The organism is Burkholderia sp. Ax-1720, from assembly GCF_011753035.1.
Taxonomy (GTDB): Bacteria; Pseudomonadota; Gammaproteobacteria; order Burkholderiales; family Burkholderiaceae; genus Burkholderia; species Burkholderia gladioli.
Map to the genome: position 1 here is coordinate 1 of NZ_VWWK01000105.1, position 25426 is coordinate 25426.

General features: G+C 69.7%; 20 protein-coding genes and 1 pseudogene. 15 read left to right on the forward strand and 6 right to left on the reverse strand.

What is annotated here, in order from left to right:
• Positions 1-190 precede the first annotated feature (190 nt).
• Positions 191-2815, forward strand: coding sequence for an alanine--tRNA ligase (gene alaS, locus F3J18_RS24650; protein WP_166914714.1), 2625 nt, complete (start codon positions 191-193; stop codon positions 2813-2815).
• Between the two features lie 79 nt (positions 2816-2894).
• Here alaS and F3J18_RS24655 read toward each other — a convergent pair whose 3' ends face one another.
• Both F3J18_RS24655 and F3J18_RS24660 read right to left on the reverse strand, forming a co-directional pair.
• Entirely contained in the window at positions 2895-3944 is a 1050-nt protein-coding gene (locus F3J18_RS24655) for a Fic family protein (RefSeq protein ID WP_166914716.1), read from the reverse strand.
• 309 nt (positions 3945-4253) lie between these two features.
• A complete protein-coding gene (locus tag F3J18_RS24660) occupies positions 4254-5198 on the reverse strand; it encodes a LysR family transcriptional regulator (RefSeq protein ID WP_166914718.1) in 945 nt (314 codons plus the stop codon).
• 129 nt (positions 5199-5327) lie between these two features.
• On the opposite strand from F3J18_RS24660, the gene F3J18_RS24665 reads away from it, so the two are divergent.
• Positions 5328-6746, forward strand: coding sequence for an aldehyde dehydrogenase family protein (locus F3J18_RS24665; RefSeq protein WP_025099797.1), 1419 nt, complete (start codon positions 5328-5330; stop codon positions 6744-6746).
• 100 nt (positions 6747-6846) lie between these two features.
• Here the strand turns inward: F3J18_RS24665 and F3J18_RS24670 are convergent, their stop codons facing one another.
• Positions 6847-7929, reverse strand: coding sequence for an aldose epimerase family protein (locus F3J18_RS24670; protein ID WP_166914719.1), 1083 nt, complete (start codon positions 7927-7929; stop codon positions 6847-6849).
• Positions 7926-9149 carry a DNA-binding transcriptional regulator gene (locus F3J18_RS24675; protein WP_166914721.1) on the reverse strand — a complete coding sequence of 408 codons (1224 nt, stop codon included), beginning with the start codon at positions 9147-9149 and terminating at the stop codon, positions 7926-7928. Before F3J18_RS24675 ends, F3J18_RS24670 begins: the two co-directional genes overlap by 4 nt.
• Before the next feature lie 344 nt (positions 9150-9493).
• Here F3J18_RS24675 and xylF point away from each other — a divergent pair, with 344 nt between their 5' ends.
• From xylF to F3J18_RS24695, 4 genes are all read left to right on the forward strand, one after another.
• Positions 9494-10522: a D-xylose ABC transporter substrate-binding protein gene (xylF, locus tag F3J18_RS24680; protein WP_013697696.1), complete on the forward strand. Its 1029-nt coding sequence runs from the start codon at positions 9494-9496 to the stop codon at positions 10520-10522.
• Between the two features lie 32 nt (positions 10523-10554).
• Complete coding sequence (xylG, locus tag F3J18_RS24685) at positions 10555-12114, forward strand: D-xylose ABC transporter ATP-binding protein (protein WP_166914723.1); 1560 nt, start codon at positions 10555-10557, stop codon at positions 12112-12114.
• Positions 12111-13313 (forward strand): sugar ABC transporter permease, encoded by a 1203-nt coding sequence (locus F3J18_RS24690; RefSeq protein ID WP_103691153.1) that lies wholly within the window; start codon positions 12111-12113, stop codon positions 13311-13313. Before xylG ends, F3J18_RS24690 begins: the two co-directional genes overlap by 4 nt.
• Before the next feature lie 63 nt (positions 13314-13376).
• Positions 13377-14144 (forward strand): SDR family oxidoreductase, encoded by a 768-nt coding sequence (locus tag F3J18_RS24695; protein ID WP_166914725.1) that lies wholly within the window; start codon positions 13377-13379, stop codon positions 14142-14144.
• Positions 14145-14195: 51 nt separating this feature from the next.
• Here F3J18_RS24695 and F3J18_RS24700 read toward each other — a convergent pair whose 3' ends face one another.
• Positions 14196-15167 carry a LysR substrate-binding domain-containing protein gene (locus F3J18_RS24700; RefSeq protein WP_166914727.1) on the reverse strand — a complete coding sequence of 324 codons (972 nt, stop codon included), beginning with the start codon at positions 15165-15167 and terminating at the stop codon, positions 14196-14198.
• 118 nt (positions 15168-15285) lie between these two features.
• Between F3J18_RS24700 and F3J18_RS24705 the strand changes: the two genes are divergently transcribed.
• Both F3J18_RS24705 and F3J18_RS24710 read left to right on the forward strand, forming a co-directional pair.
• Positions 15286-16632, forward strand: a complete 1347-nt coding sequence (locus F3J18_RS24705) for a YbfB/YjiJ family MFS transporter (RefSeq protein ID WP_166914729.1) — start codon at positions 15286-15288, stop codon at positions 16630-16632.
• Between the two features lie 270 nt (positions 16633-16902).
• Positions 16903-17439, forward strand: a complete 537-nt coding sequence (locus F3J18_RS24710; RefSeq protein ID WP_013697702.1) for an NUDIX domain-containing protein — start codon at positions 16903-16905, stop codon at positions 17437-17439.
• A gap of 97 nt (positions 17440-17536) precedes the next feature.
• Here the strand turns inward: F3J18_RS24710 and F3J18_RS24715 are convergent, their stop codons facing one another.
• Positions 17537-17878: a YbjQ family protein gene (locus F3J18_RS24715; RefSeq protein WP_013697703.1), complete on the reverse strand. Its 342-nt coding sequence runs from the start codon at positions 17876-17878 to the stop codon at positions 17537-17539.
• A 185-nt stretch (positions 17879-18063) separates the two neighbouring features.
• Here F3J18_RS24715 and F3J18_RS24720 point away from each other — a divergent pair, with 185 nt between their 5' ends.
• The 7 genes and pseudogenes from F3J18_RS24720 to F3J18_RS24750 all read left to right on the forward strand — a co-directional run.
• A complete protein-coding gene (locus tag F3J18_RS24720; protein WP_166914731.1) occupies positions 18064-18294 on the forward strand; it encodes a hypothetical protein in 231 nt (76 codons plus the stop codon).
• A 39-nt stretch (positions 18295-18333) separates the two neighbouring features.
• Positions 18334-18780, forward strand: a complete 447-nt coding sequence (locus tag F3J18_RS24725) for a thioesterase family protein (RefSeq protein ID WP_046575778.1) — start codon at positions 18334-18336, stop codon at positions 18778-18780.
• 7 nt (positions 18781-18787) lie between these two features.
• The gene (locus F3J18_RS38290) at positions 18788-19996 is read left to right on the forward strand and encodes a hypothetical protein (protein ID WP_166914733.1); all 1209 of its coding nucleotides are present in this window, start codon (positions 18788-18790) and stop codon (positions 19994-19996) included.
• A gap of 9 nt (positions 19997-20005) precedes the next feature.
• Positions 20006-21700: a single-stranded-DNA-specific exonuclease RecJ gene (gene recJ, locus F3J18_RS24735; protein ID WP_166914735.1), complete on the forward strand. Its 1695-nt coding sequence runs from the start codon at positions 20006-20008 to the stop codon at positions 21698-21700.
• Between the two features lie 244 nt (positions 21701-21944).
• Positions 21945-23049 (forward strand): peptide chain release factor 2 gene (prfB, locus tag F3J18_RS24740; RefSeq protein ID WP_152554399.1). Its coding sequence is split into 2 segments (ribosomal slippage): positions 21945-22025 and positions 22027-23049, totalling 1104 coding nucleotides; the frame shifts between segments, so codons are not numbered across the junction.
• A 176-nt stretch (positions 23050-23225) separates the two neighbouring features.
• A complete protein-coding gene (gene lysS / locus F3J18_RS24745; protein ID WP_013698728.1) occupies positions 23226-24755 on the forward strand; it encodes a lysine--tRNA ligase in 1530 nt (509 codons plus the stop codon).
• Positions 24756-25083: 328 nt separating this feature from the next.
• Positions 25084-25377 (forward strand): annotated as a pseudogene (locus F3J18_RS24750) (hypothetical protein); the annotation flags it as partial.
• Between the last annotated feature and the right edge of the window lie 49 nt (positions 25378-25426).

Genomic DNA, 25426 nt, shown 5'->3' on the forward strand with positions numbered 1-25426 from the left:
GCCATCCCGGGCCGTCCGCCCGCGCGGGCCGGCGCGGCGCCGTTCCGCTTCCGCCCGCGCGGGCCTGCCGCCCCCGGGTCGCGATCCCGTATAATCGATCGTTTCAGAAACCAGCCGCCGTGCGCCCGATCTCCCGGCGCACGGCGCCGATAGCCACAGAGCCAGTCTGGCAGGACCGTTCCCGCACGCTATGAAAGCCGCCGAAATCCGCGAGAAATTCCTCAAGTTCTTCGAATCGAAGGGTCATACGATCGTCCGTTCGTCGAGCCTCGTCCCGGGCAACGACCCGACCCTGCTGTTCACCAATTCGGGCATGGTGCAGTTCAAGGACGTGTTCCTCGGCACCGAATCGCGTCCGTACTCGCGCGCGACCACCTCGCAGCGCAGCGTGCGCGCGGGCGGCAAGCACAACGATCTCGAGAACGTCGGCTACACCGCGCGCCATCACACCTTCTTCGAGATGCTGGGCAACTTCTCGTTCGGCGACTACTTCAAGAAGGACGCGATCCACTACGGCTGGGAGCTGCTGACGAGCGTCTACGGCCTGCCCAAGGAAAAGCTGTGGGTCACCGTCTACCACGACGATGACGAGGCCTACGACATCTGGGCCAAGGAAGTGGGCGTGCCGGCCGAGCGCATCATCCGCATCGGCGACAACAAGGGCGCGCGCTACGCCTCGGACAACTTCTGGCAGATGGGCGACACCGGCCCCTGCGGCCCCTGCTCGGAAATCTTCTACGACCACGGCCCGGACGTCTGGGGCGGCCCGCCGGGATCCCCCGAGGAAGACGGTGACCGCTACATCGAGATCTGGAATCTCGTGTTCATGCAGTTCAACCGCGACGCGCAAGGCAACATGACGCGCCTGCCGAAGCCGTCGATCGACACCGGCATGGGCCTGGAGCGGATCGCGGCGGTGCTGCAGCACGTGCACAGCAACTACGAGATCGACCTGTTCCAGAACCTGATCAAGGCCGCCGCGCGCGAGACGGGCGTGGCCGACCTGACGAACAACTCGCTGAAGGTGATCGCCGATCACATCCGCGCCTGCTCGTTCCTGATCGTCGACGGCGTGATCCCGGGCAACGAGGGCCGCGGCTACGTGCTGCGCCGCATCGTGCGCCGCGCGATCCGCCACGGCTACAAGCTGGGCCGCAAGGGCGCCTTCTTCCACAAGCTGGTGGCCGACCTGGTGGCCGAGATGGGCGGCGCCTATCCGGAACTGAAGGAAGCCGAAGGCCGCGTGACCGATGTGCTGCGCCAGGAGGAGGAGCGCTTCCTCGAGACCATCGAGCACGGCATGACGATCCTCGACGCGGCGCTGGCCGAGCTCGACGCCAAGGGCGCCAAGCAGCTCGACGGCGAACTGGCGTTCAAGCTGCACGACACGTATGGCTTCCCGCTGGACCTGACGGCCGACGTCTGCCGCGAGCGCGGCATGACGGTCGACGAGCCGGCCTTCGACGACGCCATGGCGCGCCAGCGCGAGCAGGCGCGCGCGGCCGGCAAGTTCAAGGCCACCCAGGGCCTCGAATACTCGGGCGCCAAGACCACCTTCCACGGCTACGAGGACATCGCCTTCGACGACGCGAAGATCGTCGCGCTCTACGTGGGCGGCACGGCCGTCCAGCAGGCGCAGGCCGGCGAGCAGGCGGTGGTGGTGCTGGACCACACGCCGTTCTACGCCGAATCGGGCGGCCAGGTCGGCGACCAGGGCGTGCTGGCTAATGCCGCCACGCGCTTCGCGGTCGAGGACACGCTGAAGGTGCAGGCCGACGTGATCGGCCATCACGGCACGGTCGAGCAGGGCACGCTGAAGGTGGGCGACACGCTGCGCGCCGAGATCGACGCCGCGCGCCGCGCTCGCACCGAGCGCAACCACTCGGTCACCCACCTGATGCACAAGGCGCTGCGCGAGGTGCTGGGCAGCCACGTGCAGCAGAAGGGCTCGCTGGTCGACGCCGACAAGACGCGCTTCGACTTCGCGCACAACGCGCCGATGAGCGACGACGAGATCCGCCGTGTCGAGGCGATCGTCAACGCCGAGATCCTCGCCAACGCGCCCGGCATCGTGAGCAACATGTCCTACGACGACGCGGTGAAGGGCGGCGCGATGGCGCTGTTCGGCGAGAAGTACGGCGACGAGGTGCGCGTGCTCGACCTGGGCTTCTCGCGCGAACTCTGCGGCGGCACCCACGTGCGTCGCACCGGCGACATCGGCTTCTTCAAGATCGTGATGGAAGGCGGCGTGGCCGCCGGCATCCGCCGCGTCGAGGCGATCACCGGCGACAACGTCCTGCGCTACGTGCAGGAGCTCGACGCGCGCCTGAACACGGCCGCCTCGATGCTCAAGGCGCAGCCGGCGGAACTGACCCAGCGCATCGGCCAGGTGCAGGACCAGGTCAAGTCGCTCGAGAAGGAGCTGGCCGCGCTGAAGTCGAAGCTGGCCTCCAGCCAGGGCGACGAGCTCGCGCAGCAGGCGGTCGACGTCAAGGGCGTGCAGGTGCTGGCCGCCACGCTGGACGGCGCCGATTCGAAGACGCTGCGCGAAACCGTCGACAAGCTCAAGGACAAGCTCAAGCACGCAGCCGTGGTGCTGGCTGCGGTGGAAGGCGGCAAGGTCAGCCTGATCGCCGGCGTGACGGCCGAGGCGAGCAAGCAGGTCAAGGCCGGCGAACTCGTCAACTTCGTGGCCCAGCAGGTGGGCGGCAAGGGCGGCGGCCGGCCGGACATGGCCCAGGCCGGCGGCACCGAGCCGGCGAACCTGCCGGCCGCGCTGGCGGGCGTGCAGGCCTGGGTGGCCTCGAAGCTCTGAGTTTCAGCTTGGGCGCGGCCGGTTTCGGCGGCCGAAGCTTGAACGACAAAGCCGCGAACCGCGAGGTTCGCGGCTTTTTTCATGGGCGTTTGTGTTGCCATCTGGCGCCCCTGCCTTTGCCGTTCGGTTCGATCAATCCTTCGGCCTTCATTGTGCGCAAGACCACTCGCACCATATCGCGGCTGATGCCTGGGCAGGTTTCCTCAATCTCCGAGATGGAGAAGGGCAATTGGCGTTTGAGGATCTCCGCGCGCACGCGATCGCCTTTCGAGCCTCGCCCTCGCTCGATGGTGCCAACCCGCTCCTCGAACTCCTTATAGGCCCGCAGCAGCGCCGCCCAGAAGTAATCCAGCCAGGGAGCGATGTCGTGGGCCGCGTCGTGCCAGCCCTGCGAACTGGCTTCCAGCGTCTCGTAGTAGCTCTCCTTCGACTCTTCGATGATGCGCTCCAGGCTGATGAAGCGGCCCACCACATAGTCGAAGTGATAAAGCAACTGCAAAGTCAGTAGCCTCGCCATGCGGCCGTTGCCGTCCGGGAAGGGGTGGATGCAGAGGAAATCGAGGACGACCAGAGGCACCAGCACTAGCGGGTCGGCCAGGTGCTGGTCGAGCGCCGTGCGGTAGCGCGCGATCATGTCGGTCATCGCCACCGGCGTGAGATGCGCGGCCACCGGCCGAAACCGGATGCGGGAGCTGCCGTCGGGGTGGCGCTCGACGATGTCGTTGTCGGTCGCTTTCCAATGGCCGCCAGGTTGCGGCATGTAGCGGTACAACATGCCATGGAGCTGTCGCAGGGTACCTTCCGAAAGCGGCATCTGCTCGCCACTTTCGTGAATCAAAGCCAACGCGTCGCGGTAGCCGGCCACCTCTTGTTCGGATCGGCTCTGCGGCGCGGCGTTTTTGAGTACCAGGGATTTGAGCCGATGTGCGGCGACGACCACGCCCTCCAGGCGGTTCGAGGACTCGGTGGATTCCACCACGGCCATCCGGCGCAGGTCGCTCAAGACCTCGGGAGACTGGACGACATAGAGTTGTTGCTTGCCCCGGTATTCGCCTAAGGCGCGCAGTGTGGCCAGTTGCTGCGTATTGAAACGCAGCTTGGCAAGGTATTCGAACGAGAGCGAGTGCATGCAGCGTGCATCCAGGCAGCGGAGGAATGGGGTAATGTTAATTTAAATTGGGGTAATTGAATGTAAAATTACCCCAATTATTGGATGGATTACCTCGTTCCTTACTGCCGTCTTTGGATCGGCACGTAGCGACCCGAGTTTGGTGGAAGTTGTCATTGACGTGTCGGCGTAGGGAGATGACGAACACGACCTTACTTTCTGCAAGGTGTTTGCGCCTACTTTGGCGAAGTATCTGGACGACTTGGCGCAGAAGTTGGCAGTAAGGGCTCAGCTTGAAGTTTCCCTGTCTTTTTCTACGTTCAGGCAGCGTCAACCCGCCTCCCAAGGCGCCGCCGTCCAGTTCTCCGAGAACACCGGCAACCCGTTCGCCCGGCGTTCCTGCACCAGCTCGATCAGGGCCCTCAACCGCGCCGGCACGAAGCGCCGCCCCGGGTAATACAGCCGCAAGCCGCCGAACGGCTGGCACCAGTCGTCCAGCACCGGCACCAGCGCGCCGCGCGCGAGATCCTCGCTGACGAACCAGTCGGTCAGGAAGCCCAGCCCGAGCCCGGCCAGCGTGGCTTGGCGGATCGCGCGCGAGTCGCTGAACACCAGCCGCATCGGCAGGTTGGCGACGAACTTCTGGCCCGCGCGCTCCAGCTCCCAGTGATAGATGCCGCGCCCCAGCCGCATGCTGATCAACTGGTGGTCGACCAGCTCGGCCGGCTCGCGCGGCGTGCCGTGGCGCGCCAGGTAGCCGGGCGTGGCGACCACCCGCATGCGGATCTCGTCGGTCAGCGGCACCGCGATCATGTCCTGCGGCACCGATTCGGCCAGCCGGATCCCCGCGTCGAAGCCGTCGGCGACGATATCGATCAGCCGCAGGTCGCTGACCACGTCGACGCGCACCTGCGGATAACGGTTCAGATACTCGGCCAGCAGCGGCTGCACCAGCATGGTGGCGGTTTCGGGCGGGGCGTTCAGGCGCAGCGTGCCGCTCGGCACATCGGGCCCGGTGCCGGCTTCCTCGTCGGCGCGGCGGATCTCGGCCAGCGCCGGCGCGACGCGCTCCACGTAGCGCTGGCCGGCATCGGTCAGCGCCACGCTGCGCGTCGAGCGGTTGAACAGGCGCACCTTCAGGCGCGCCTCGAGCCCGGCCACCGCCGCGCTGACGGCCGTGGTCGACATCCCCAGCTCGCGCGAGGCGGCGCGGAAGCTGGCGAGGCGGGCCACGGCCAGCACCACCTCGAGTTCGGTCAGGCCGGTGCGATGCATCGATCGTCCTTTTTTTCGGGATAACCCATGCATGATAGGACGGCTTATCGGAATAGTCCCGAATCCCTACACTCGACTCCATGCAAGACGACGCCGCCCCGGCGTCGCCCAACCAGACGGAGAAGGCAGATGCAAAGGATCGAGCACAGCTACATCGATGGCGAATTCGTGGTGCCCCACGGCGAGGAATGGTTCGACCTGGTCGACCCGAGCAGCGGGCAGGTGAACGGGCAACTGCGCCTCGGCGACGAGGAGGACGCGCGCCGCGCGATCGCCGCGGCCGCCGCGGCCTTCCCGGCCTGGTCGCGCACCACGCGGCAGGAGCGGCTGGCCGCGCTGCGCCGCATCCACACGCAACTGGTGGCGCGCGAGGACGAACTGCTGGAGGCGGTGGTCGGCGAATACGGCGCGCCCTCGTCGCGGGCGCGCTGGATGGCCCAGTACCCGGCGCAGACGGTCCAGCAGGCGATCGAGACGCTGGAGGCCTATCCGTTCGAGGAGCAGGCCGGCGCGGCGCGCGTGGTGATGACGCCGGTGGGCGTGGCCGCGCTGATCACGCCCTGGAACAGCAATGCCGGTTTCATCTGCAACAAGCTCGCCACCGCGCTGGCGGCCGGCTGCACGGCGGTGATCAAGCCCAGCGAGATGAGCGGCTGGCAGACCCGCATCGTGATCGAGGCGCTGCACGCGGCCGAGCTGCCGGCGGGCGTGTTCAACATCGTCAACGGTCGCGGCGAGGTGGTCGGCGAGACCTTCGCGCGCGATCCGCGCGTCGCCAAGATCTCCTTCACGGGTTCGTCGGCGGTCGGCCAGCACCTGGTGGAGGCCGGCGCGGAAGGCATGAAGCGCGTCACGCTGGAGCTGGGCGGCAAGTCGCCCACCATCGTGCTCGACGATGCCGATTTCGCCGAGGCGATGCCGCTGGTGCTGCAGGCCGGCTTCATGAACAGCGGCCAGGCCTGCGTGGCCGGCACGCGGATCCTGGTGCCGCGCGCGCGGCTCGCCGAGTTCGAGCAACTGGCCGCGGCGGCCGTGGCGGGCATCAAGTCGGGCAACCCGCACGAGGCCGACACCGAGATCGGGCCGATGGTGAGCCGCAAGCAATGGGAGCGCGTGCAGGGCTACATCAGGCTCGGCGGCGAGGAGGGCGCGCGCCTGCTGGCGGGCGGCGAGGGTCGCCCCGACGGGCTGGAGGCGGGCTGGTACGTGAAGCCGACGCTGTTCTCGGGCGTGAACAACGCGATGCGCATCGCGCGCGAGGAGATCTTCGGGCCGGTGCTGTCGATCATCGCCTACGAGGACGAGGAGGACGCGATCGCGATCGCCAACGACACGCGCTACGGCCTGAGCGCCCTGGTGCTCGGCAAGGACCGCGAACGCTGCGAGCGGGTGGCGCTGCGCATCGACTCGGGCCGGGTGCTGGTCAACACGCTGAACCACGAGCCGCGCGCGCCGTTCGGCGGCTTCAAGCATTCGGGGCTCGGCCGCGAAATGGGCAAGTGGGGGATCGCCGCCTACCTGGAGCCGAAGACGCTGCTGGTGGGGTGAGCGCGAGGCTGAAGCTCGCGGCCGGTCGATCCGGCCGCGAATAGCGGGAACGACCGAAGTGGAAACGGCGGCGGGGCATCGAGCCCCGTCGCCGTTTTTGTCATGGCGCGATCGTCACGCGATAGCGCGTGTCCTGCCGATAGACCTGGCCGGGGCGCAGCACCACGGCCTCGGCCCGCGGCGAGTTGATCTGGTCCGGGAACGCGCCGGCTTCCAGGCACAGCGCGCCGTGCCGCGCGAACGCGCCCGACAGCCCGTTGCCGGTGTAGAGCTGCAAACCCGGCTGATCGGTCAGCACGCTCAGCTCGCGGCCGCTGCCGGGTTCGTAGACGCGCGCCACCTCGCGCACGCGCGGCGCGCCCTGCTCGTCGGTCTCGGCGGGGCGCAGCACGAAGCAGTGATCGAAGCCGCCCGCCAGCGCGAGCTGCGCATGCGGCCAGCCGAGCCGCGCGCCGAGCGGCGCGGCGTGGCGGAAATCGAAGGCGGTGCCTGCCACGCCGGCCTCGCGCTGCGGGATCAGGCGCGCATCGACTTCCAGGTAGCGATCGGCGTCGATGCTCAGCACATGCCCGCCGATATCGCCGTGCGGCCGCCCGCTCAGGTTGAAATAGGGATGGCTGGTCAGGGAGATCGGGGTGGGCGCGTCGGCGCGCGCCTCGTAGCCGATCGACAGCGTGCCGTGGTCGTCGAGCGCGTAGCGCACGCGCACTTCCAGGTTGCCGGGAAAGCCGCCTTCGCCTTCCGGCGAGGCGAGCCGCATCAGCAGCGCATCCTCCCGCGGCTCGGCCTCCCACAAGGCCCGATGAAAGCCGCCGAAGCCGCCATGCAGGCATTGCGCGCCATCGTTGCGGTCGAGTGGGTAGTCGATCCCGTCGAGCGAGAAACGCGCCTCGGCGATGCGGTTCGCATAGCGCCCCACCAGCGCGCCGAAATAGGCGTTCGCGGCCAGGTAGTCGGCCGGCGTGTCGTGCCTGAGCAGGATCTCGCCGAGCCGGCCGGCGCGGTCGGGCGCCTGCCAGGACACCAGGGTGGCGCCCAGCTCGCTGATCGCCACGCGCATGCCGTGCGCGTTGCGCAGCGTAAACAGGCGCACCGCGTCCCCGCCGGGCAGCCGGCCCCAGGGGCGTTCCGTCAGGCCACGCGCATCCGGCGCATAGGCTCGTTGCGATTCGATCGCGCTCAAGCATGACCTCCCGTCATGGTGCGTTCCTGGTATTCGCGCGGCGTGCAGTCGAGTTCGCGACGAAACACGGCGTACATGTATTGCGGCGAGGTGAAGCCGCAGCGCACCGCCACCTCGGCGGTGGCCAGCTCGCGTGTGGCCAGCAGTTGCTTGGCCGCGTCGAGCTTGTGGCGCAGGATCTCCTGGTGCACGGTGCAGCGCAGCTCGCGGCGGAAATGCTCCTCCAGCGAGGAGCGCGACACGCCCACGTAGTCGGCCACCTGCTCGGTGCGGATGCCCTGGCAGGCGTACTGGCGGATGAAGTGGCGCGCGCGCATCACGTAGGGGCTGGCCAGCGGCTGGTGGCGCGTCGAGGCCAGCACGTTGATGCCGACCGGCGGCACCAGGATCTGCCGGCCGCCGAAGCGCGCGCCGCCGAGCATCTGGTGCAGCAGGTGGGCGGCGGTGCGGCCCATCTCCACCGTGCCCTGGATCACCGAGGACAGCGGGATGCGGCTGAGCGTGCGCGTGAGCGGATCGTTGTCGATGCCGATGATGGCGATCTCCTCGGGCACCGCCAGCCCGGCCGCCACGCAGGCCTGCAGCAGGTGCCGCGCGCGCGCGTCGGTCACCGCGATCACGCCGACCGGCTTGGGCAGCGCGCGCAGCCAGTCGGTCAACTGGCGCGTGGCGTGATGCCAGGTCGGCGCGCTGGTCGACAGGCCGCGATAGATCTCGGCCTCGATCGGCACGTCGGGCACGTCGTGGCGGCGCAGCCGCGTGTAGACCAGCTCGCGCTGCTGGGCCCAGCGGTTCTCGTCGGCGGGCGGCAGGCTGTACATCGCGAAATGCTCCAGCCCGGCCTCGATCAGGTGCGTGTAGGCCAGCCCCACCAGCTGGCCGTTGTCGGTCGCCACGTAGGGCAGGCTGGGCGGGTAGTGCGCCGCGTCCTCGTAGGACGAGCCCACCGCCACCACCGGCAGGCGGCAGCCGCGCAGCGCCGCGTCCACCGCCGGGTCGTCGAAGTCGGCGATGATGCCGTCGCCGTCGAAGCGCTCGATGCCCTGCACGCGGCAGCGGAAATCGTCCTCGAGGAACAGGTCCCAGCTCACCCGCGTGGAGCGCATGTAGTCGCCGATCCCGGTGATCAGCTCGCGGTCGTACACCTTGTTCGCATTGAACAGCAGCGCGATGCGATGCGCGCGCGCCGGTTGCGGCGAATCGGACGAAGCACGTTGCATGGTCGGTTCGTGTCTCGCGAGGCGTCGTTATGCATCTGGCCGCGGACCTGGGCACGGCTCGCGCGACGCGGCGGGCGCCTCTTGCCCGCGGCCCGCTCATTCTAGTGGCAAGCGGCGGCGCCGGCCGGGCCTTCTCGCGCGGCCCGGCAAGAAATGTTAGGGCGCTTGGGCAATTTCGTAATTGCCGCTGCGCCGCGCCCGCATGCACCATGCCGCTTGTCCTCGGGCCGGGCCGGCCCCGCCGGTGCGCAGCCTGCCCCGCGCGGGCGCTTCGTGCGCCGCAGCATCGAGCGACGCCAGGCGTGAAGACGCCCTACAAGAACCAGACCGAAATGGAGACAGACATGCCCCTGAATCGCCGTCGTTCCGTTCTCGCTTCACTCGTTTCCGGCGCCGTGCTGGCCGGCCTGACGCTGATGGCGCCGCTGGCGCACGCCAGCAAGGATCACCCCGAAATCGGCTTCTGCATCGACGACCTGCGCGTCGAGCGCTGGTCGCGCGATCGCGACTACTTCGTGGCGGCCGCCGAGAAGCTCGGCGCGAAGGTATCGGTGCAGTCGGCCGACGCCAGCGAGGAGCGCCAGATCTCGCAGATCGAGAACCTGATCTCGCGCGGCGTGGACGTGATCGTGATCGTGCCGTTCAACTCGAAGGCGCTGACCAACGTGGTGGCCGAGGCCAAGAAGGCCGGCATCAAGGTGGTGTCCTACGACCGCCTGATCCTCGACGCGGACGTGGACGCCTATATCTCCTTCGATAACGAAAAGGTCGGCGAGCTGCAGGCGCAGGGCGTCCTCAAGGTCAAGCCGAAGGGCCGCTACTTCCTGCTCGGCGGCGCGCCCACCGACAACAACGCGAAGATGCTGCGCCAGGGGCAGATGACGGTGCTCAAGCCCGCCATCGACCGCGGCGACGTCCAGGTGGTGGGCCAGCAATGGGTGCCGGAATGGAGCGCCTCGACCGCGCTCGGCATCATGGAGAACGCGCTGACCGCCAACAACAACCGCATCGACGCGGTGGTGGCCTCCAACGACGGCACCGCCGGCGGCGCGATCCAGGCGCTGGCCGCCCAGCACCTGGCCGGCAAGGTGCCGGTCTCGGGCCAGGATGCCGACCTGGCCGCCGTCAAGCGGCTGGTGGCCGGCACCCAGACCATGACCGTCTACAAGCCGCTCAAGCTGATCGCGAGCGAGGCCGCCAAGCTGGCGGTGACGCTGGCCCAGGGCGGCAAGCCGGCCTACAACGCGCAGTACGACAACGGCCGCAAGAAGGTCGACACGGTGCTGCTGCAGCCCACCTTGCTGACGAAGGACAACGTCGACGTGGTCGTCAAGGACGGCTTCTACACCCAGGCGCAGATCGGCGCGCAGTAAGCGCGAGCCCACCAGACCGAAGAGGACGACGCATGTCGGAACCCCTGCTGGAAATGCGCGGCATCGTGAAGAGCTTCGGCGGCGTGAAGGCGCTCGACGGCATCGACCTGGTGGTGCGCCCGGGCGAATGCGTCGGCTTGTGCGGCGAGAACGGCGCCGGCAAGTCGACGCTGATGAAGGTGCTCTCGGGCGTCTACCCGAGCGGCACCTGGGACGGCGAGATCCGCTGGGAAGGCAAGCCGCTCGAAGCCGCCGGGATTCGCGACACCGAGCGCGCCGGCATCGTGATCATCCACCAGGAGCTGATGCTGGTGCCCGAGCTGTCGGTGGCCGAGAACCTGTTCCTCGGCAACGAGATCACGCTGCCGGGCGGGCGCATGCACTACGCGGCCATGTACCGGCGCGCCGACGAGCTGCTGGCCGGGCTCGGCATCGAGGGCATCAACGTGGCGCTGCCGGTGATGCATTACGGCGGCGGCCACCAGCAGCTGATCGAGATCGCCAAGGCGCTCAACAAGCGCGCGCGGCTGCTGATCCTCGACGAGCCGTCGTCCTCGCTGACGGCGGCCGAGACGCGCATCCTGCTCGACATCGTGCGCGACCTGAAGGCGCGCGGCATCGCCTGCGTCTACATCTCGCACAAGCTCGACGAGGTCGAGGCCGTGTGCGACACGATCACCGTGATCCGCGACGGCCGCCACGTCTCGACCCAGCCGATGCGCACGCTGTCGACCGATCGCATCATCGCGCAGATGGTGGGCCGCGAGATCGCCAACCTGTTCCCGCGCGAGCCGCATCCGATCGGCGAGGTGGTGCTGGAGGCGCGCGAGGTCACCTGCCTGGATGTCAACAACCCGCGCCGCAAGCGCGTCGATTCGGTGTCCTTCTCGGTGCGGCGCGGCGAGATCCTCGGCGTGGCGGGGCTGGTCGGCGCCGGGCGCACCGAGCTGATGCAGGCGATCTTCGGCTGCTACCCGGGCGCGAGCCGGGCCGAGCTGCGCCTGGACGGCAAGCCGCTCAGGATCCGCGCGCCGCTCGACGCGATCCGCGCCGGCATCGCGATGGTGCCCGAGGACCGCAAGCGCCACGGCATCGTCCCGCAGCTGAGCGTGGGCCACAACATCACGCTGGCCGTGCTGCAGCGCTACGCGCGCTTCGGCCGGATCGACGCGGCCGCCGAGCACGACGCGATCCGCGTCGAGATGCAGCGCCTGTCGGTGCGCGCGGCGCACCCGATGCTGTCGATCGCGAGCCTGTCGGGCGGCAACCAGCAGAAGGCCGTGCTCACGCGCATGCTGCTCACCGAGCCGCGCGTGCTGATCCTCGACGAGCCCACGCGCGGCGTCGACGTCGGCGCCAAGTACGAGATCTACAAGCTGATCGGCGAACTCGCCAGGCGCGGCATGGCGATCGTGATGGTCTCCTCCGAGCTGCCCGAGGTGCTGGGCATTTCCGATCGCGTGCTGGTGATCGGCGACGGCGAGCTGCGCGGCGATTTCCCCAACGAGGGCCTGACGCAGGAGCAGATCCTCAGCGCGGCGATCCGGCCCGCGCGCTCTTCCACGACTTCGACCGAGGCAAGCCCCGCATGACACCCGAGACGATTTCCCAGGCCGCCGAGCAGACCGGCCGCGCGGCCGGCGCGAGCGGCTCCGCGCAGCAGTTGCGGCGCCTGTTCGCGCGCTACAAGATCCTCGCGCTGCTGGTGGCGGTGGCGGCGATCTGGCTGCTGTTCTCGATCCTCACGCACGGCGCCTTCATCACGCCGCGCAACCTCTCCAACCTGCTGCGGCAGATGTCGATCACCGGCATGCTGGCCTGCGGGATGGTGTTCGTGATCATCGCCGGCGAGATCGACCTGTCGGTGGGCTCGCTGCTGGGCCTGCTCGGCGGCGTGGCGGCGATCCTCGACCAGGTGCTGGGCTGGCCGGTGGCGGCCACCGTGCCCACCGTGATGGCGCTGGGCGTGGCGATCGGCCTGTTCAACGGCTGGTGGTCCACCTATCGCGGCGTGCCCTCGTTCATCGTCGGGCTGGGCGGCATGCTGGCCTATCGCGGCATCCTGCTGGGCCTCACGCACGGCTCGACCATCGCGCCCGTGTCGGACGGTTTCGTCGCGATCGGGCAGGCCTACCTGCCGCCGCGCATCGGCGACGCGCTGGCGGTGCTGATCTTCGCGCTGCTGGTGTTCGTCGCGATCCGCCAGCGCGGCGCGCGGCGCCGCTACCAGCTGGCGGTGCCGCCGCTCTGGCAGGACGTCGCCAAGCTGGTGGCCGCCGGGCTGATCATCGCCGCCTTCGTGGCCACGCTCGACGGCTACGGCGGCATCCCCGTGCCGGTGCTGATCGTGCTGGCCCTGCTCGGCGCGTTCTCCTGGATCGCCACCCAGACCGTGTTCGGCCGGCGCATCTACTCGGTCGGCTCGAACCTGGAGGCCACGCGCCTGTCGGGGATCAACACCGATCGCGTCAAGCTGGCGATCTTCGCGCTGATGGGGCTGATGTGCGCCTTCGCCGGCATCGTCAACACCGCGCGGCTGGCGGCGGGCTCGCCCTCGGCCGGCAACATGGGCGAGCTCGACGCGATCGCGGCCTGCTTCATCGGCGGCACCTCGATGCGCGGCGGCGCGGGCACCGTGCACGGCGCGCTGATCGGCGCGCTGGTGATGGCCAGCCTCGACAACGGCATGTCGATGCTCGACGTCGACGCCTACTGGCAGATGATCGTCAAGGGCTCGATCCTGGTGCTGGCGGTGTGGATCGACGTGATGTCGCGCGCCGGGCGCCGCTGAGCGGGCCGCCGCAAGCCTTTCCTTTCTTATCAACGTTTTCCTGACCGCTTTTCCGGAACATCCATGACCCATGCCATCTATCCGAGCCTGGCCGGCCGCCATGTCCTCGTCACCGGCGGCGGCAGCGGCATCGGCGCGGCCATCGTCGCGGCCTTCGTCGCGCAGGGCGCGCGCGTGAGCTTCGTCGACGTCGCGCGCGAGGCCTCCGAGGCGCTCGCGGCCTCGCTCGCCGGCGCCGCGCATCCGCCCGTGTTCCGCCATTGCGACCTGCGCGACATCGAGGCGCTGAACGCGGCCTTCGCCGCGATCGAGGCCCAGGCGGGGCCCGTCGAGGTGCTCGTCAACAATGCCGCCAACGACGATCGCCACGAGATCGGCGCGGTGAGCGCCGACTACTGGGACCGCCGCATGGAGGTGAACCTGCGCCACCAGTTCTTCTGCGCGCAGGCGGTGCTGCCGGGCATGAAGCGGCTCGGGCGCGGCGTGATCCTCAATCTCGGCTCGATCTCCTGGCATATCGCCGAGCGCGGGCTGTCGATCTACATGACCGCCAAGGCCGGCATCGAGGGGCTCACGCGGGGGCTGGCACGCGACCTCGGCGAGTTCGGCATCCGTGTGAACTGCATCGTGCCCGGCGCGGTGAGGACGCCGCGCCAGATGCAGCTGTGGCAGTCGCCCGAGAGCGAGGCGCGGCTGGTGGATGCGCAGTGCCTGCACCTGCGCGTGGAGCCGGAGCACGTGGCGAGCATGGCGCTGTTTCTCGCCTCCGACGACGCGGCGCGCTGCACCGCGCGCGAGTATTACGTCGATGCGGGGTGGTTCGGCGGTTGAGCGGGGCGGGTTTCGTTTCGTCTTGACGATGCGCGGGAGGCGGCGTCGCGTTCAGGCCGCCGCCGCGCTCGCCCGCTTGCGCCTCGCGCGGCCGGGCTTGCCGGCGACAGCCTCGCCGGTCGTCGTCACCCGGGCCTGGTCGTCGATCCCGCCGGCCTGCGCGAGCAGCGCGTCGCGCAGCGCCAGCAAGGCGGCCGAGCCGTGGCCGCGCCGCCATACCAGCAAGGTGTCGACGGGCGCGATGTCGGCCACCGCGTGGATCGACATCGCCGCCGCCATCGGCGAGCCGTCCAGCACGTTGCGCGGCGCGATCGCTACCCCCGCGCCGGCCGCCACGCAGGCCAGGATCGCGTGGTAGGAACCCAGTTCGAGCACGCGCGAGGGCTGGCATTCGGCGGCCGCGTACCAGCGCTCGACATAACCGCGATAGGCGCAGCCGCGCTCGAAGGCCACCAGGGTCGGCACGCGCAGGTCGTGCGCGGTGACGATGCGCGGATGGCCGCGCGGCGCGATCAGCGCCAGCGGCTCGTGATAGACGCTCACCTGCTCGAACACGGCCGGGTCGAGCAGCTCGGGTTGCGGCGGCGTGGCGAGCAGGGCGGCGTCGAGCTCGAAATCGCGGACCTGCTCGATCAATCGCCGGGTCACGCCCGTCACCAATTCCAGGCCGACCTCGGGCCAGCGCTGGTGATAACGCGCGAGCACCTCGGGCAGGCGCGCCGCGGCCGTGCTCTCCATGGTGCCGAGCCGCAGCCGTCCGTGAGGATGGTCCTCGCGTACCGCGTGCCGCGCCTCGTCGGCCAGCGCCAGCAGGCGCTCGGCATAGGGCAGCAGGGTCTCGCCGGCCGGGGTCAGCACCAGGCGGCGGCCGTCGCGCGCGAACAGCGCGGTGCCGAGCGCCGCCTCCAACTGGCGGATGCGTGTGGTCACGTTCGACTGCACGCGGTTGAGCTTGGCCGCCGCGCGCGTGACGCCGTTTTCGCGCACCACGGCGCGGAAGATCGCCAATGCCGCCAGATCCATGATTCTCTCCTGGAGAACAATTGCTTCTCGATTATTCATTTTTCGAGATCGAGCGGGCAGGCTAGCATGAAATGACGCGTCGGATGGCCGGCGCGCCCTTTCGCCGACCCGGAGCCGCATGACTCGCCCGCTTGCCCCGCCAGCCTCGTCTTCCTTCGATTCGACTGTTTCGGCCGCTTCGCTTACTTCGACTGCTTCGGTTACTTCGAGCGCTTCGGGCGCCACGGCCGGCTCCACGGCAAGCAACCTGGCCGCCGCGCGCGGTCCCGGCCCGCTGCGCATCGCGCTGGCCTGCGCCGCCGTGCTGGCCGTCGCGCTCGGCGTGGGCCGCTTCGCCTTCACGCCCTTGCTGCCCTTGATGCTGGCCCAGGGCGCGCTCGACATCCGCCACGGCGGCTGGCTGGCCTCGGTGAACTACGCCGGTTATTTCGTCGGCGCCCTGAGCTGCGCGGCGATCCGGATCGACGAGACGCGCATGGTGCGCGGCGGCCTGCTGGCCACCATCGCGCTGACCGCCGCGATGGGCCTGCTGCCCGGCTTCGCGTTCTGGCTGCCGGTGCGTTTCCTGGCCGGCGTGGTGAGCGCCTGGACCTTCGTGTTCGCCGCGCAATGGGGGATGCGTCGGCTCGCCGAGCAGGACGCGTTGCAATGGGGCGGGGTGATCTTCACCGGAGCGGGCTTCGGCATCGTGGTGACGGGCCTGGTCGGCGCCGCCCTGGCCGGCCGGCGCGCCGAGCCCGGCTGGCTCGGCTTCGCCTTGCTCGCGGTGCTGCTGGCGGCGCCGATCTGGCGCATGTTCGCGCCGAGGGCGGGGGAGCGGGCGAGGGCAGGGACGATGCGGCGGCCCGCGTCTTCCGGCCGGCCGGGCCGGCATGCCGCGGCACGTCGCGATGCGCGCCGGCTGGTGCTGCTCTACGGCGCGCCCGGTTTCGGCTACATCATCACGGCCACCTTCCTGCCGGTGATCGCGCGCGGCGCGCTGCCGATCGGCTCGCCCTGGCCCGATCGCTTCTGGCCGATGTTCGGCGCGGCGCAGATGCTGGGCGCGGTGTTCGGCTCGCGGCTGCCCGCGCGCTGGGACAATCGCCTGTTGCTGGCCTTGTGCTACGCGCTGCAGGCGCTGGCGATCGTGCTCGGCATCGTCTGGCCGAGCGCGGCCGGATTCGCCCTGGGCAGCGCGCTGCTGGGCCTGCCGTTCACGGCGATCACGCTGTTCGCGATGCGCGAGGCGCGCCGCCTGCACGGCGACGACGCGGCCGGCCTGATGGGTTACGCCACGGCCTGCTACGGGCTCGGGCAGATCGCCGGGCCGCTGGTCGCAGCGCCGGTGGTGGCACGCGCAGGCTCGTTTTCGCCGGCGCTGTGGATCGCGGTAGCGGTGCTGCTGGCGGGAGCGGCCGGTTTCGCGGCCTGGGGGCTGGCGGCACGCGGCCGGGCGGTCGAGCGGGGCGGGCAGGGCGCTTGATGCGGCGTGGGCGGCAGGATCGGCAAAGGGCAGCAAAGGCCGGCGGCGGCGCGGCCGGGACAATCGGGGCGACTCGCTGCCGCTCGCGCTCCGGAACCGCTGGCGGGACCGGCGCGTGCCGGGCCGACGAGGCGGCTGCGCGGCCCTTCGGCCAGGGCGAACCGGCGGCCGATGCGCAAGCGCCAAACTCGCTAGAATGAGCGCTTCGCCGATCCCTCGAACGACGGCGCGCCTGGCGGTTCCAGGCCGCGCCGCATGCGCTCCCCTCCGATGACCACTGCCGAGTACCGTTTCTGCCCGCGCTGCGCGAGCCCGCTCACGACCCGCGCTGATTCGCCCGAGGAGGGCGGCCGCACGCGCCAGGCCTGTCCCGACGTCGAATGCGGTTATGTCCACTGGAACAACCCCTTGCCGGTGGTGGCGGCGATCGTCGAGATCGACGGCAAGGTGCTGCTGGCGCGCAATGCCGCCTGGCCCGAAGGCATGTTCGCGCTGATCACCGGTTTCCTCGAGAACGGCGAGACGCCGGAAGAAGGGATCGCGCGCGAGGTGCTGGAGGAAACCGCCTTGCGGGCCGACACGGTCGAGCTGGTGGGCGTCTATGAATTCATCCGCAAGAACGAGCTGATCATCGCCTATCACGTGCGCGCCTCGGGCGAGGTGCGGCTCTCGCCGGAGCTGCTCGAATACCGCCTGGTCGAGCCGCCGAAGCTGCGCCCCTGGCGCGCCGGCACCGGCTACGCGGTGGCGGACTGGATGCGCGCGCGCGGCCTCGAGGTGAGCTTCGTCGACCGGCCGGGACAATAAACCAGTCGACCGAACCGGCGGCAAACATGCGAAGGCCGCGCGGGCATCGACCCGCGCGGCCTTCTTGCTTTCTTGTTTCCCGCGGCGGCGGCGCCGCTCAGCCGGCCGCGGCCGGCACCACGCGCACGGCCGTGCCGTAGCAGAGCACCTCGGTGATGCCCGAGCCGATCTCGGTGGCGTCGTAGCGCATGCCGATGATGGCGTTGGCGCCGAGCCCGGCGGCCTGGGCCAGCATCTTGTCGTAGGCTTCCTGCCGGGCGCGCTCGCACAACGAGGTATAGAGCGAGATATTGCCGCCGAAGATCGTCTGGATCGCGGCGCCGAACGAGCCGACTATCGAGCGCGAGCGCACCACGATGCCGCGCGCGATGCCGAGCGAGGCCTCGATGCGCTGGCCGGGCAGTTCGAAGGCGGTGGTGATCAGGTGGGAAGCGGGCATGGAATCCTCGTCACGTAGGTGGTCGATATCGCGAGATTGTCATCTCGATGTCAGGTTTCGATGAGCCCGGCCGGCGCGAATTCCCGGGACATCGTGTCTTTTCGTGTCGCCGCCCGGCTGGTCAGTACCCCGACGCTCCCATAGAATCGCCGGCATCGTCACGAATTCGAGCAAGCGAGCGAGACATGGATCCTGACTGGTTCCCGGCGAAAACCCATGGCTGGGGCTGGGGTGCGCCCGCCACCTGGCAGGGCTGGCTGGTCCTGCTGGCCTATGTCGTGCTGATGTCGGGCGCCGCCTTCGTCTACCCGCCCAAGCGCGGGCAGGGGCGCTTCCTGCTGGCGGTGCTGGTCCTGAGCGCGGTGTTTCTCGCCGTGGTCTGGGCCACCGGCGAGACGCCGCGCTGGCGCGCCTGAGCAAGCTTGCGATCATCCACCCAACGGAGCGCGTTTCCCATGAATCAACCCGCCGGCAAACCCGCGCCGCTCGGCCGCGAGGCCTACCGCCATTTCCTCGCCATCCCGACGCGCTGGATGGACAACGACGTCTATGGCCACGTCAACAACGTCGTCTACTACAGCTACTTCGACACGGTGGTCAACGACTACCTGATCGCGCGCGGCGTGCTCGATTTCGAGCGCGGCGAGACCATCGGCCTGGTGGTCGAGACGCAGTGCAACTACTACGCCTCGCTGTCCTTCCCGCAGCGCGTCGAGGCCGGCCTGCGCGTGGCGCGGCTGGGCAGCTCGAGCGTGCGCTACGAGATCGGCCTGTTCGCCGAGGGCGAGGCGGCGCCCGCCGCGCAGGGTCATTTCGTGCACGTCTACGTGGGCCGCGAGAGCCGGCGCCCGGTGCCGCTGCCCGAGGCGCTGCGCGCCGCGCTCGCGCCGCTGGCGCTCTGACGCGCGCGTGCAGTCCTTCCTGGTCAACCTGCTGACGGGCCTCGGTTACGGGCTCCTGCTGTTCATGTTGTCGGCGGGGCTGACGCTGATCTTCAGCCTGCTGGGCGTGCTCAATTTCGCGCATGCCAGCTTCTACCTGCTCGGCGCCTACTTCGGCGTGCTGCTGGCGGCGCGGCTCGATCCCTGGGCGGCCTTCGTGCTGGCGCCGCTGCTGGTGGGCGGGCTCGGCGCGCTGGTCGAGCGCCTGCTGCTGCGCCGCGTGCGCGCGCAGGGCCATCTCGGCGAGATGCTGCTGACCTTCGGGCTGGCCTACCTGATCGCCGAGGGCGCGAAGCTGGCCTGGGGCGCCGCGCCGCTCGCCGCCACCGTGCCCGCCGGGCTCGACGGCACCTGGTTCACGCTCTACGGCGCGGCCTTCCCGCGTTATCGCGGTTTCGTGATGCTGGTCTCGGTGGCCATGCTGCTGGCGCTGGGCCTGCTGCTGCGCGTCTCGCAGACGGGCCGCATCGTGCGCGCGGCGCTCACCCATCGCGCCGCGGTCGAGGCGCTCGGCCACGACGTGCCGCGTCTGACCACCCTGGTGTTCGCGGCCGGCACGGCGCTGGCCGCGCTGGCCGGGGCCGCGCCGCTGCGCGCGAGCGGCCGCAACATCGAGATCTGGCTGCCGCACGAGGCCCGCACCGGCGAGCGCTCGCGGCTGTGGATGAAGCTGCAGAACGAAGTGCAGATGGCCTGGTTCGGCCACGCCGTCAACGAGACGCGCGAGGCGCGCGGCCAGTTCACCGCGAACTCGATCTGGTTCCACGGCCAGGGCCGGCTGCGGCCCGTGAGCAGCCCGTTCGCGCGCGTGCTGTCGACGGACTGCGCCACGCGCGGCCTCGCGCTCGCCGCCCAGGTGCCGGTGGACGCGCCGCCGGCCGCGTTTGCCGCGCTGGCCGGTGCCCCCGGCGAGGACGAGGCCGCCCGCGCCACCCTGCTCGAACTCGATGCGCTGACGGTGCCCTTCATCCAGCAGGACTGGGCGGCCTGGCGCGAGGCGCTCGACACGCTCGAGCGCGACTGGTTCGCGCCGGCGCTCGAGGCGCTGCGCGCCGGCGTGCTGCGCGAGCTGAGCTTCACGCTGTGCGGCGATACCGGCGCCACCACGCTCGCCGTGACGCGGGGCGACCTCCGCAAATTCTGGCGACGCCGCGCGCTCGCCTCCCTGTTCGAATAAGCCATCCGCATGACCCGACTCGTCACCCGCCAGGCCTCCCCCGCCGACGCCGAGGCGCTCGCCCGCCACGGCCTGCATCCCGTTCTCGCGCGCCTGTACGCCGCGCGCGGCGTCACCTGCCCCGAGGACATCGAGACCGCCCTGGCGCGGCTCGTGCCGCCCGCCAGCCTGAAGGGCTGCGAGGACGCGGCGGTGCTGCTGGCCGACGCGCTGGCGGCGCGCAAGCGCATGCTGGTGGTGGCCGACTACGACTGCGACGGCGCCACCGCCTGCGCAGTGGCGGTGCGCGGCCTGCGCATGCTCGGCGCCTCGATCGACTACCTGGTGCCGAACCGCTTCGAATACGGCTACGGCCTCACGCCCGAGATCGTCAAGCTGGCCGCCGCGCGCCGGCCGGAACTGCTGATCACGGTCGACAACGGCATCGCCAGCGTCGACGGCGTGGCCGCCGCCAACGCGCTCGGCATCGACGTGCTGGTCACTGATCACCACCTGCCCGGCGCGACGCTGCCCGCCGCGCGCGCCATCGTCAACCCGAACCAGCCCGGCTGCGAGTTCCCGAGCAAGCACATCGCCGGGGTCGGCGTGATGTTCTACGTGCTGCTGGCGCTGCGCGCCGAGCTGCGCCGCCGCGGCGCCTTCGACGATGCCCGGCCCGAGCCGCGCCTGGACGGGCTGCTCGACCTGGTCGCGCTGGGCACGGTGGCCGACGTGGTGCGCCTGGACGGCAACAACCGCGTGCTGGTCGCGCAGGGCCTGCAGCGCATCCGGAAGGGCCGCATGCAGCCCGGCATCGCCGCGCTGTTTCGCGCCGCCGCGCGCGAGGCCCGCTCGGCCTCGGCCTTCGATCTCGGCTTCGGCCTGGGCCCGCGCCTGAACGCGGCGGGCCGCCTGTCCGACATGTCGCTCGGCATCGAATGCCTGACCACCGACGACGTCGGCCGCGCCTGGGAGCTGGCCCAGCAGCTCGACACCATGAATCGCGAGCGCCGCGAGATCGAGGCCGGCATGCAGCAGCAGGCGCTGGCCGACCTGGCCCAGGTCGACCCGGCCGAGGCGGCCACCATCACGCTGTTCAATCCCGACTGGCACCAGGGCGTGATCGGCATCGTCGCGGGCCGGCTCAAGGAGAAGTTCCACCGCCCCTCGTTCACCTTCGCGCACGCCGACGAAAGCGGCGCGCGCGTCAAGGGCTCGGGCCGCTCGATCCCCGGCTTCCACCTGCGCGACGCGCTGGACCTGGTCTCCAAGCGCGAACCGGACCTGCTGGTGACCTTCGGCGGCCACGCGATGGCCGCCGGCGTCACGCTCGAGACCGACAAGGTGCCCCGCTTCGCGGCCGCCTTCGAGGCGGTGGCGCGAGAATGGCTGTCCGAGGAGGCGCTCTCGCGCGTGCTGGAGACCGACGGCGATCTCGAGGATGCCTATTTCACGCCGCAGTTCGTCGAGCTGCTCGACGGCGCGGTCTGGGGCCAGGGCTTCCCGGCGCCGCTGTTCTCGGGCGAGTTCGAGGTGGCCTCGCAGGCGCTGGTCAAGGACAAGCACCTGAAGCTGCAGCTCGCGCGCGGGCGCCAGCGCTTCGGCGCGATCTGGTTCAACCACACCGAGCCGCTGCCGGCGCACGCCACCGTCGCCTACCGCCTCGCCAGCGACACCTGGAACGGCGTGACGCGCGTGCAGCTGATCGTCGAGCACGCGGCCTGATACGGCAACGCGCGGCGCGCGGGTCGGCGGCGCGAGGCCGGGCCCCGCCGCGGCCGATCGCGCCCGGCCCTGCTCCAGCAACGCGATCCGCCACCGTTTTCCAGGCGCTTTCCCCCGATTTCCAGCCGATTTCCCCGCAAATCCCGGCGGCTCGCGCGCTCGCGGCCCTGGCGCGCCTACCGGCCGAGCCCCCCGATCGGCTATAATTCCGCCTTTTCACGAAGCCGGAAAAGCGATCATCACCATGGAAGCGGAACGCCTCAACGCGATCGAAAGCTCTCTCGCGGACCTGCGCCGGCGCGCGGGCGAGCTACGGGGGTATCTTTGACTACGACGCCAAGTCCGCGCGTCTAGCCGAAGTCAACAAGGAACTCGAAGACCCGAACGTCTGGAACGATTCGAAGAACGCCCAGGCGCTCGGCCGCGAGAAGAAATCGCTGGAAGGCGTCGTGATGACGCTGACCGCGCTCGACGGCGACCTGCGCGACGCGCAGGACCTGTTCGAGCTCGCGCACGAGGAAAACGACGAGGACACGCTGCTGGCGAGCGAGGGCGAGGCCGCCGAGCTCGAGAAGCGCGTCGCCGAGATCGAATTCCGCCGGATGTTCTCCAACCCGGCCGACCCGAACAACTGCTTCATCGACATCCAGGCCGGCGCCGGCGGCACCGAGGCCTGCGACTGGGCCTCGATGCTGCTGCGCCAGTACCTGCGCTACTGCGAGCGCAAGGGCTTCAAGACCGAGGTACTGGAAGAGTCCGACGGCGACGTGGCCGGCATCAAGAACGCCACCATCAAGGTCACGGGCGACTACGCCTACGGCTTCCTGCGCACCGAGACCGGCATCCACCGCCTGGTGCGCAAGTCGCCGTTCGATTCCTCGGGCGGACGTCACACCTCGTTCTCGTCGGTGTTCGTCTATCCGGAGATCGACGATTCGATCGAGGTCGAGGTCAACCCGGCCGACCTGCGCATCGACACCTACCGCGCCTCGGGCGCGGGCGGCCAGCACATCAACAAGACCGACTCCGCGGTGCGTATCACGCACATGCCGACCGGGATCGTGGTCCAGTGCCAGAACGACCGCTCGCAGCACCGCAACCGCGCCGAGGCGATGGCGATGCTGAAGTCGCGCCTGTATGAAGCCGAGATGCGCAAGCGCCAGGCCGAGCAGGACAAGCTCGAATCGAGCAAGACGGACGTGGGCTGGGGCCACCAGATCCGCTCCTACGTGCTCGACCAGAGCCGCGTGAAGGACCTGCGCACCAATGTCGAAATGAGCAATACGCGCGCCGTGCTCGACGGCGATCTCGACGATTTCATCGGTGCGAGCCTGAAACAGGGCGTCTGATCGCCCGGGGGCGGCGCCTCGCGCCACTCCCTTTCCGCGGTGCCGCCGCGCCTCGCGCGCGCATCGCGGAAACCGCGCCCGGCCGGCCCGGGCGCGCAGCAGCACCGGCCCGACCTGCCGCATCCGCCGCACCCGTCACACGCCGCATCCGTGTCACCCATCGAATTCCGACCATCATGACCGAACCGACCCAACCGCAGCAGGCCGCGCCCGCGACCGACGACAACCAGCTCATCGCCGAGCGCCGCGAGAAGCTGCGCGCGCTGCGCGAGCAAGGCGTCGCCTATCCGAACGACTTCCAGCCGACCCACCACGCGGCCGACCTGCAGGCGGACTACGCCGAGGCCGACAAGGACGCGCTCGAGGCCAAGCCGCTCGAGGTCAAGCTGGCAGGCCGGATGATGCTGCGCCGCGTGATGGGCAAGGCCAGCTTCGCGACGGTCCAGGACGGTTCGGGCCAGATCCAGTTCTTCGTCACGCCCGCCGATGTCGGCGCCGAGACCTACGACGCGTTCAAGAAGTGGGACCTGGGCGACATCGTCGCCGCGAGCGGCGTGCTGTTCCGCACCAACAAGGGCGAGCTGTCGGTCAAGTGCACCGAGCTGCGCCTGCTGGCCAAGGCACTGCGCCCGCTGCCGGACAAGTTCCACGGCCTGGCCGACCAGGAGATGCGCTACCGCCAGCGCTACGTCGACCTGATCGTCACGCCCGAGACGCGCAACACCTTCCGCGCCCGCACCAAGGCGATCGCCTCGATCCGCAAGTTCATGGCCGATGCTGACTTCATGGAAGTCGAGACGCCGATGCTGCACCCGATCCCGGGCGGTGCGACGGCCAAGCCCTTCGTCACGCACCACAACGCGCTCGACATGGAGATGTTCCTGCGCATCGCGCCCGAGCTCTACCTGAAGCGGCTGGTGGTGGGCGGCTTCGAGCGCGTGTTCGAGATCAACCGGAATTTCCGCAACGAGGGCGTCTCGCCGCGCCACAACCCGGAATTCACGATGATGGAGTTCTACGCGGCCTATACCGACTACCGCTGGATGATGGACTTCACCGAGCAGGTGATCCGCCAGGCGGCGGTCGATTCGCTCGGCACCGCGACGATCCAGTACCAGGGCCGCGAGCTCGACCTCGCCAAGCCCTTCCATCGCCTCACCATCAAGCAGGCGATCCAGAAGTACGCGCCCGACTACAGCGACGCGCAACTGGCCGACGTGGCCTTCCTGCGCACCGAGCTCAAGCGCTTCGGCGTCGACGTCGGCCAGCCGGCCTTCCTGAACGCCGGCCTCGGCGCGCTGCAGCTCGCGCTGTTCGAGGAAACCGCCGAGGCGCAGCTCTGGGAGCCGACCTTCATCATCGACTACCCGGTCGAGGTCTCGCCGCTGGCGCGCGAATCGGATGCGATGCCCGGCGTCACCGAGCGCTTCGAGCTGTTCATGACGGGCCGCGAGATCGCCAACGGCTTCTCCGAGCTCAACGATCCGGAAGACCAGGCCGCGCGCTTCAAGAAGCAGGTCGACCAGAAGGATGCCGGCGACGAGGAAGCGATGTACTTCGACGCCGACTACATCCGCGCGCTCGAATACGGCATGCCCCCGACCGGCGGCTGCGGCATCGGCATCGACCGCCTGGTGATGCTGCTGACCGACAGCCCGACGATCCGCGACGTGCTGCTGTTCCCGCACCTGCGCCGCGAGGACTGAGCCGCATCCTCGAAGGGCCGCCCGCCGGCGGCGGCCCTGCCCCGCGCGGCGGCGCATCGTGCGCCGCCCGTTTCCCCGCCCCTGCCTCTCCCGCGTCATCCAATCGACAGCTTTGTAACGGCACGTAAAATTGCGCGTTGCCGGCGCATGCGCCTTGCTACGTCCGCCTCGCACCGCACCGGCGGCATCTGCACTTCCAAGCCCCGCCACGACCGCCCGGCGGTCCGTGCGCGCATCAATCGTTACAACTTGATACGCTGCCTCCACATCGATTGATCGACACTTGTCGATAGAAAATAACGCACACGAAGTGCGCTGGAGAGCAGAAATGGACAACCCGAACAACGCTACGTCTACACCGCGCAAACGTCTTCATCCGCTGATCGCGACCGCCGCCGGCGCCGTGATCGTGGCCAGCCTCGCCGCCACCGCCGCCATCACCGGCGTGTTCCCGAAGGCCGGCGGCACGACCGCGCCGACCGATACGCCGCCGGCCGCCGTCGACACCACCGCGGCGCCCGCCAATGCCACGGCCGGCATCGCCGCGCCGCAGGCCCAGCCGACGCAAGCCCAGCAACAACAGGCGCAGGCCGCTGCCCAAGCCGCGCCGCAACCGGCACCGGAGATCGGAAGAGCGTCGTGTCGGGACAGAGGGTTAAGGTTCGTGTAGA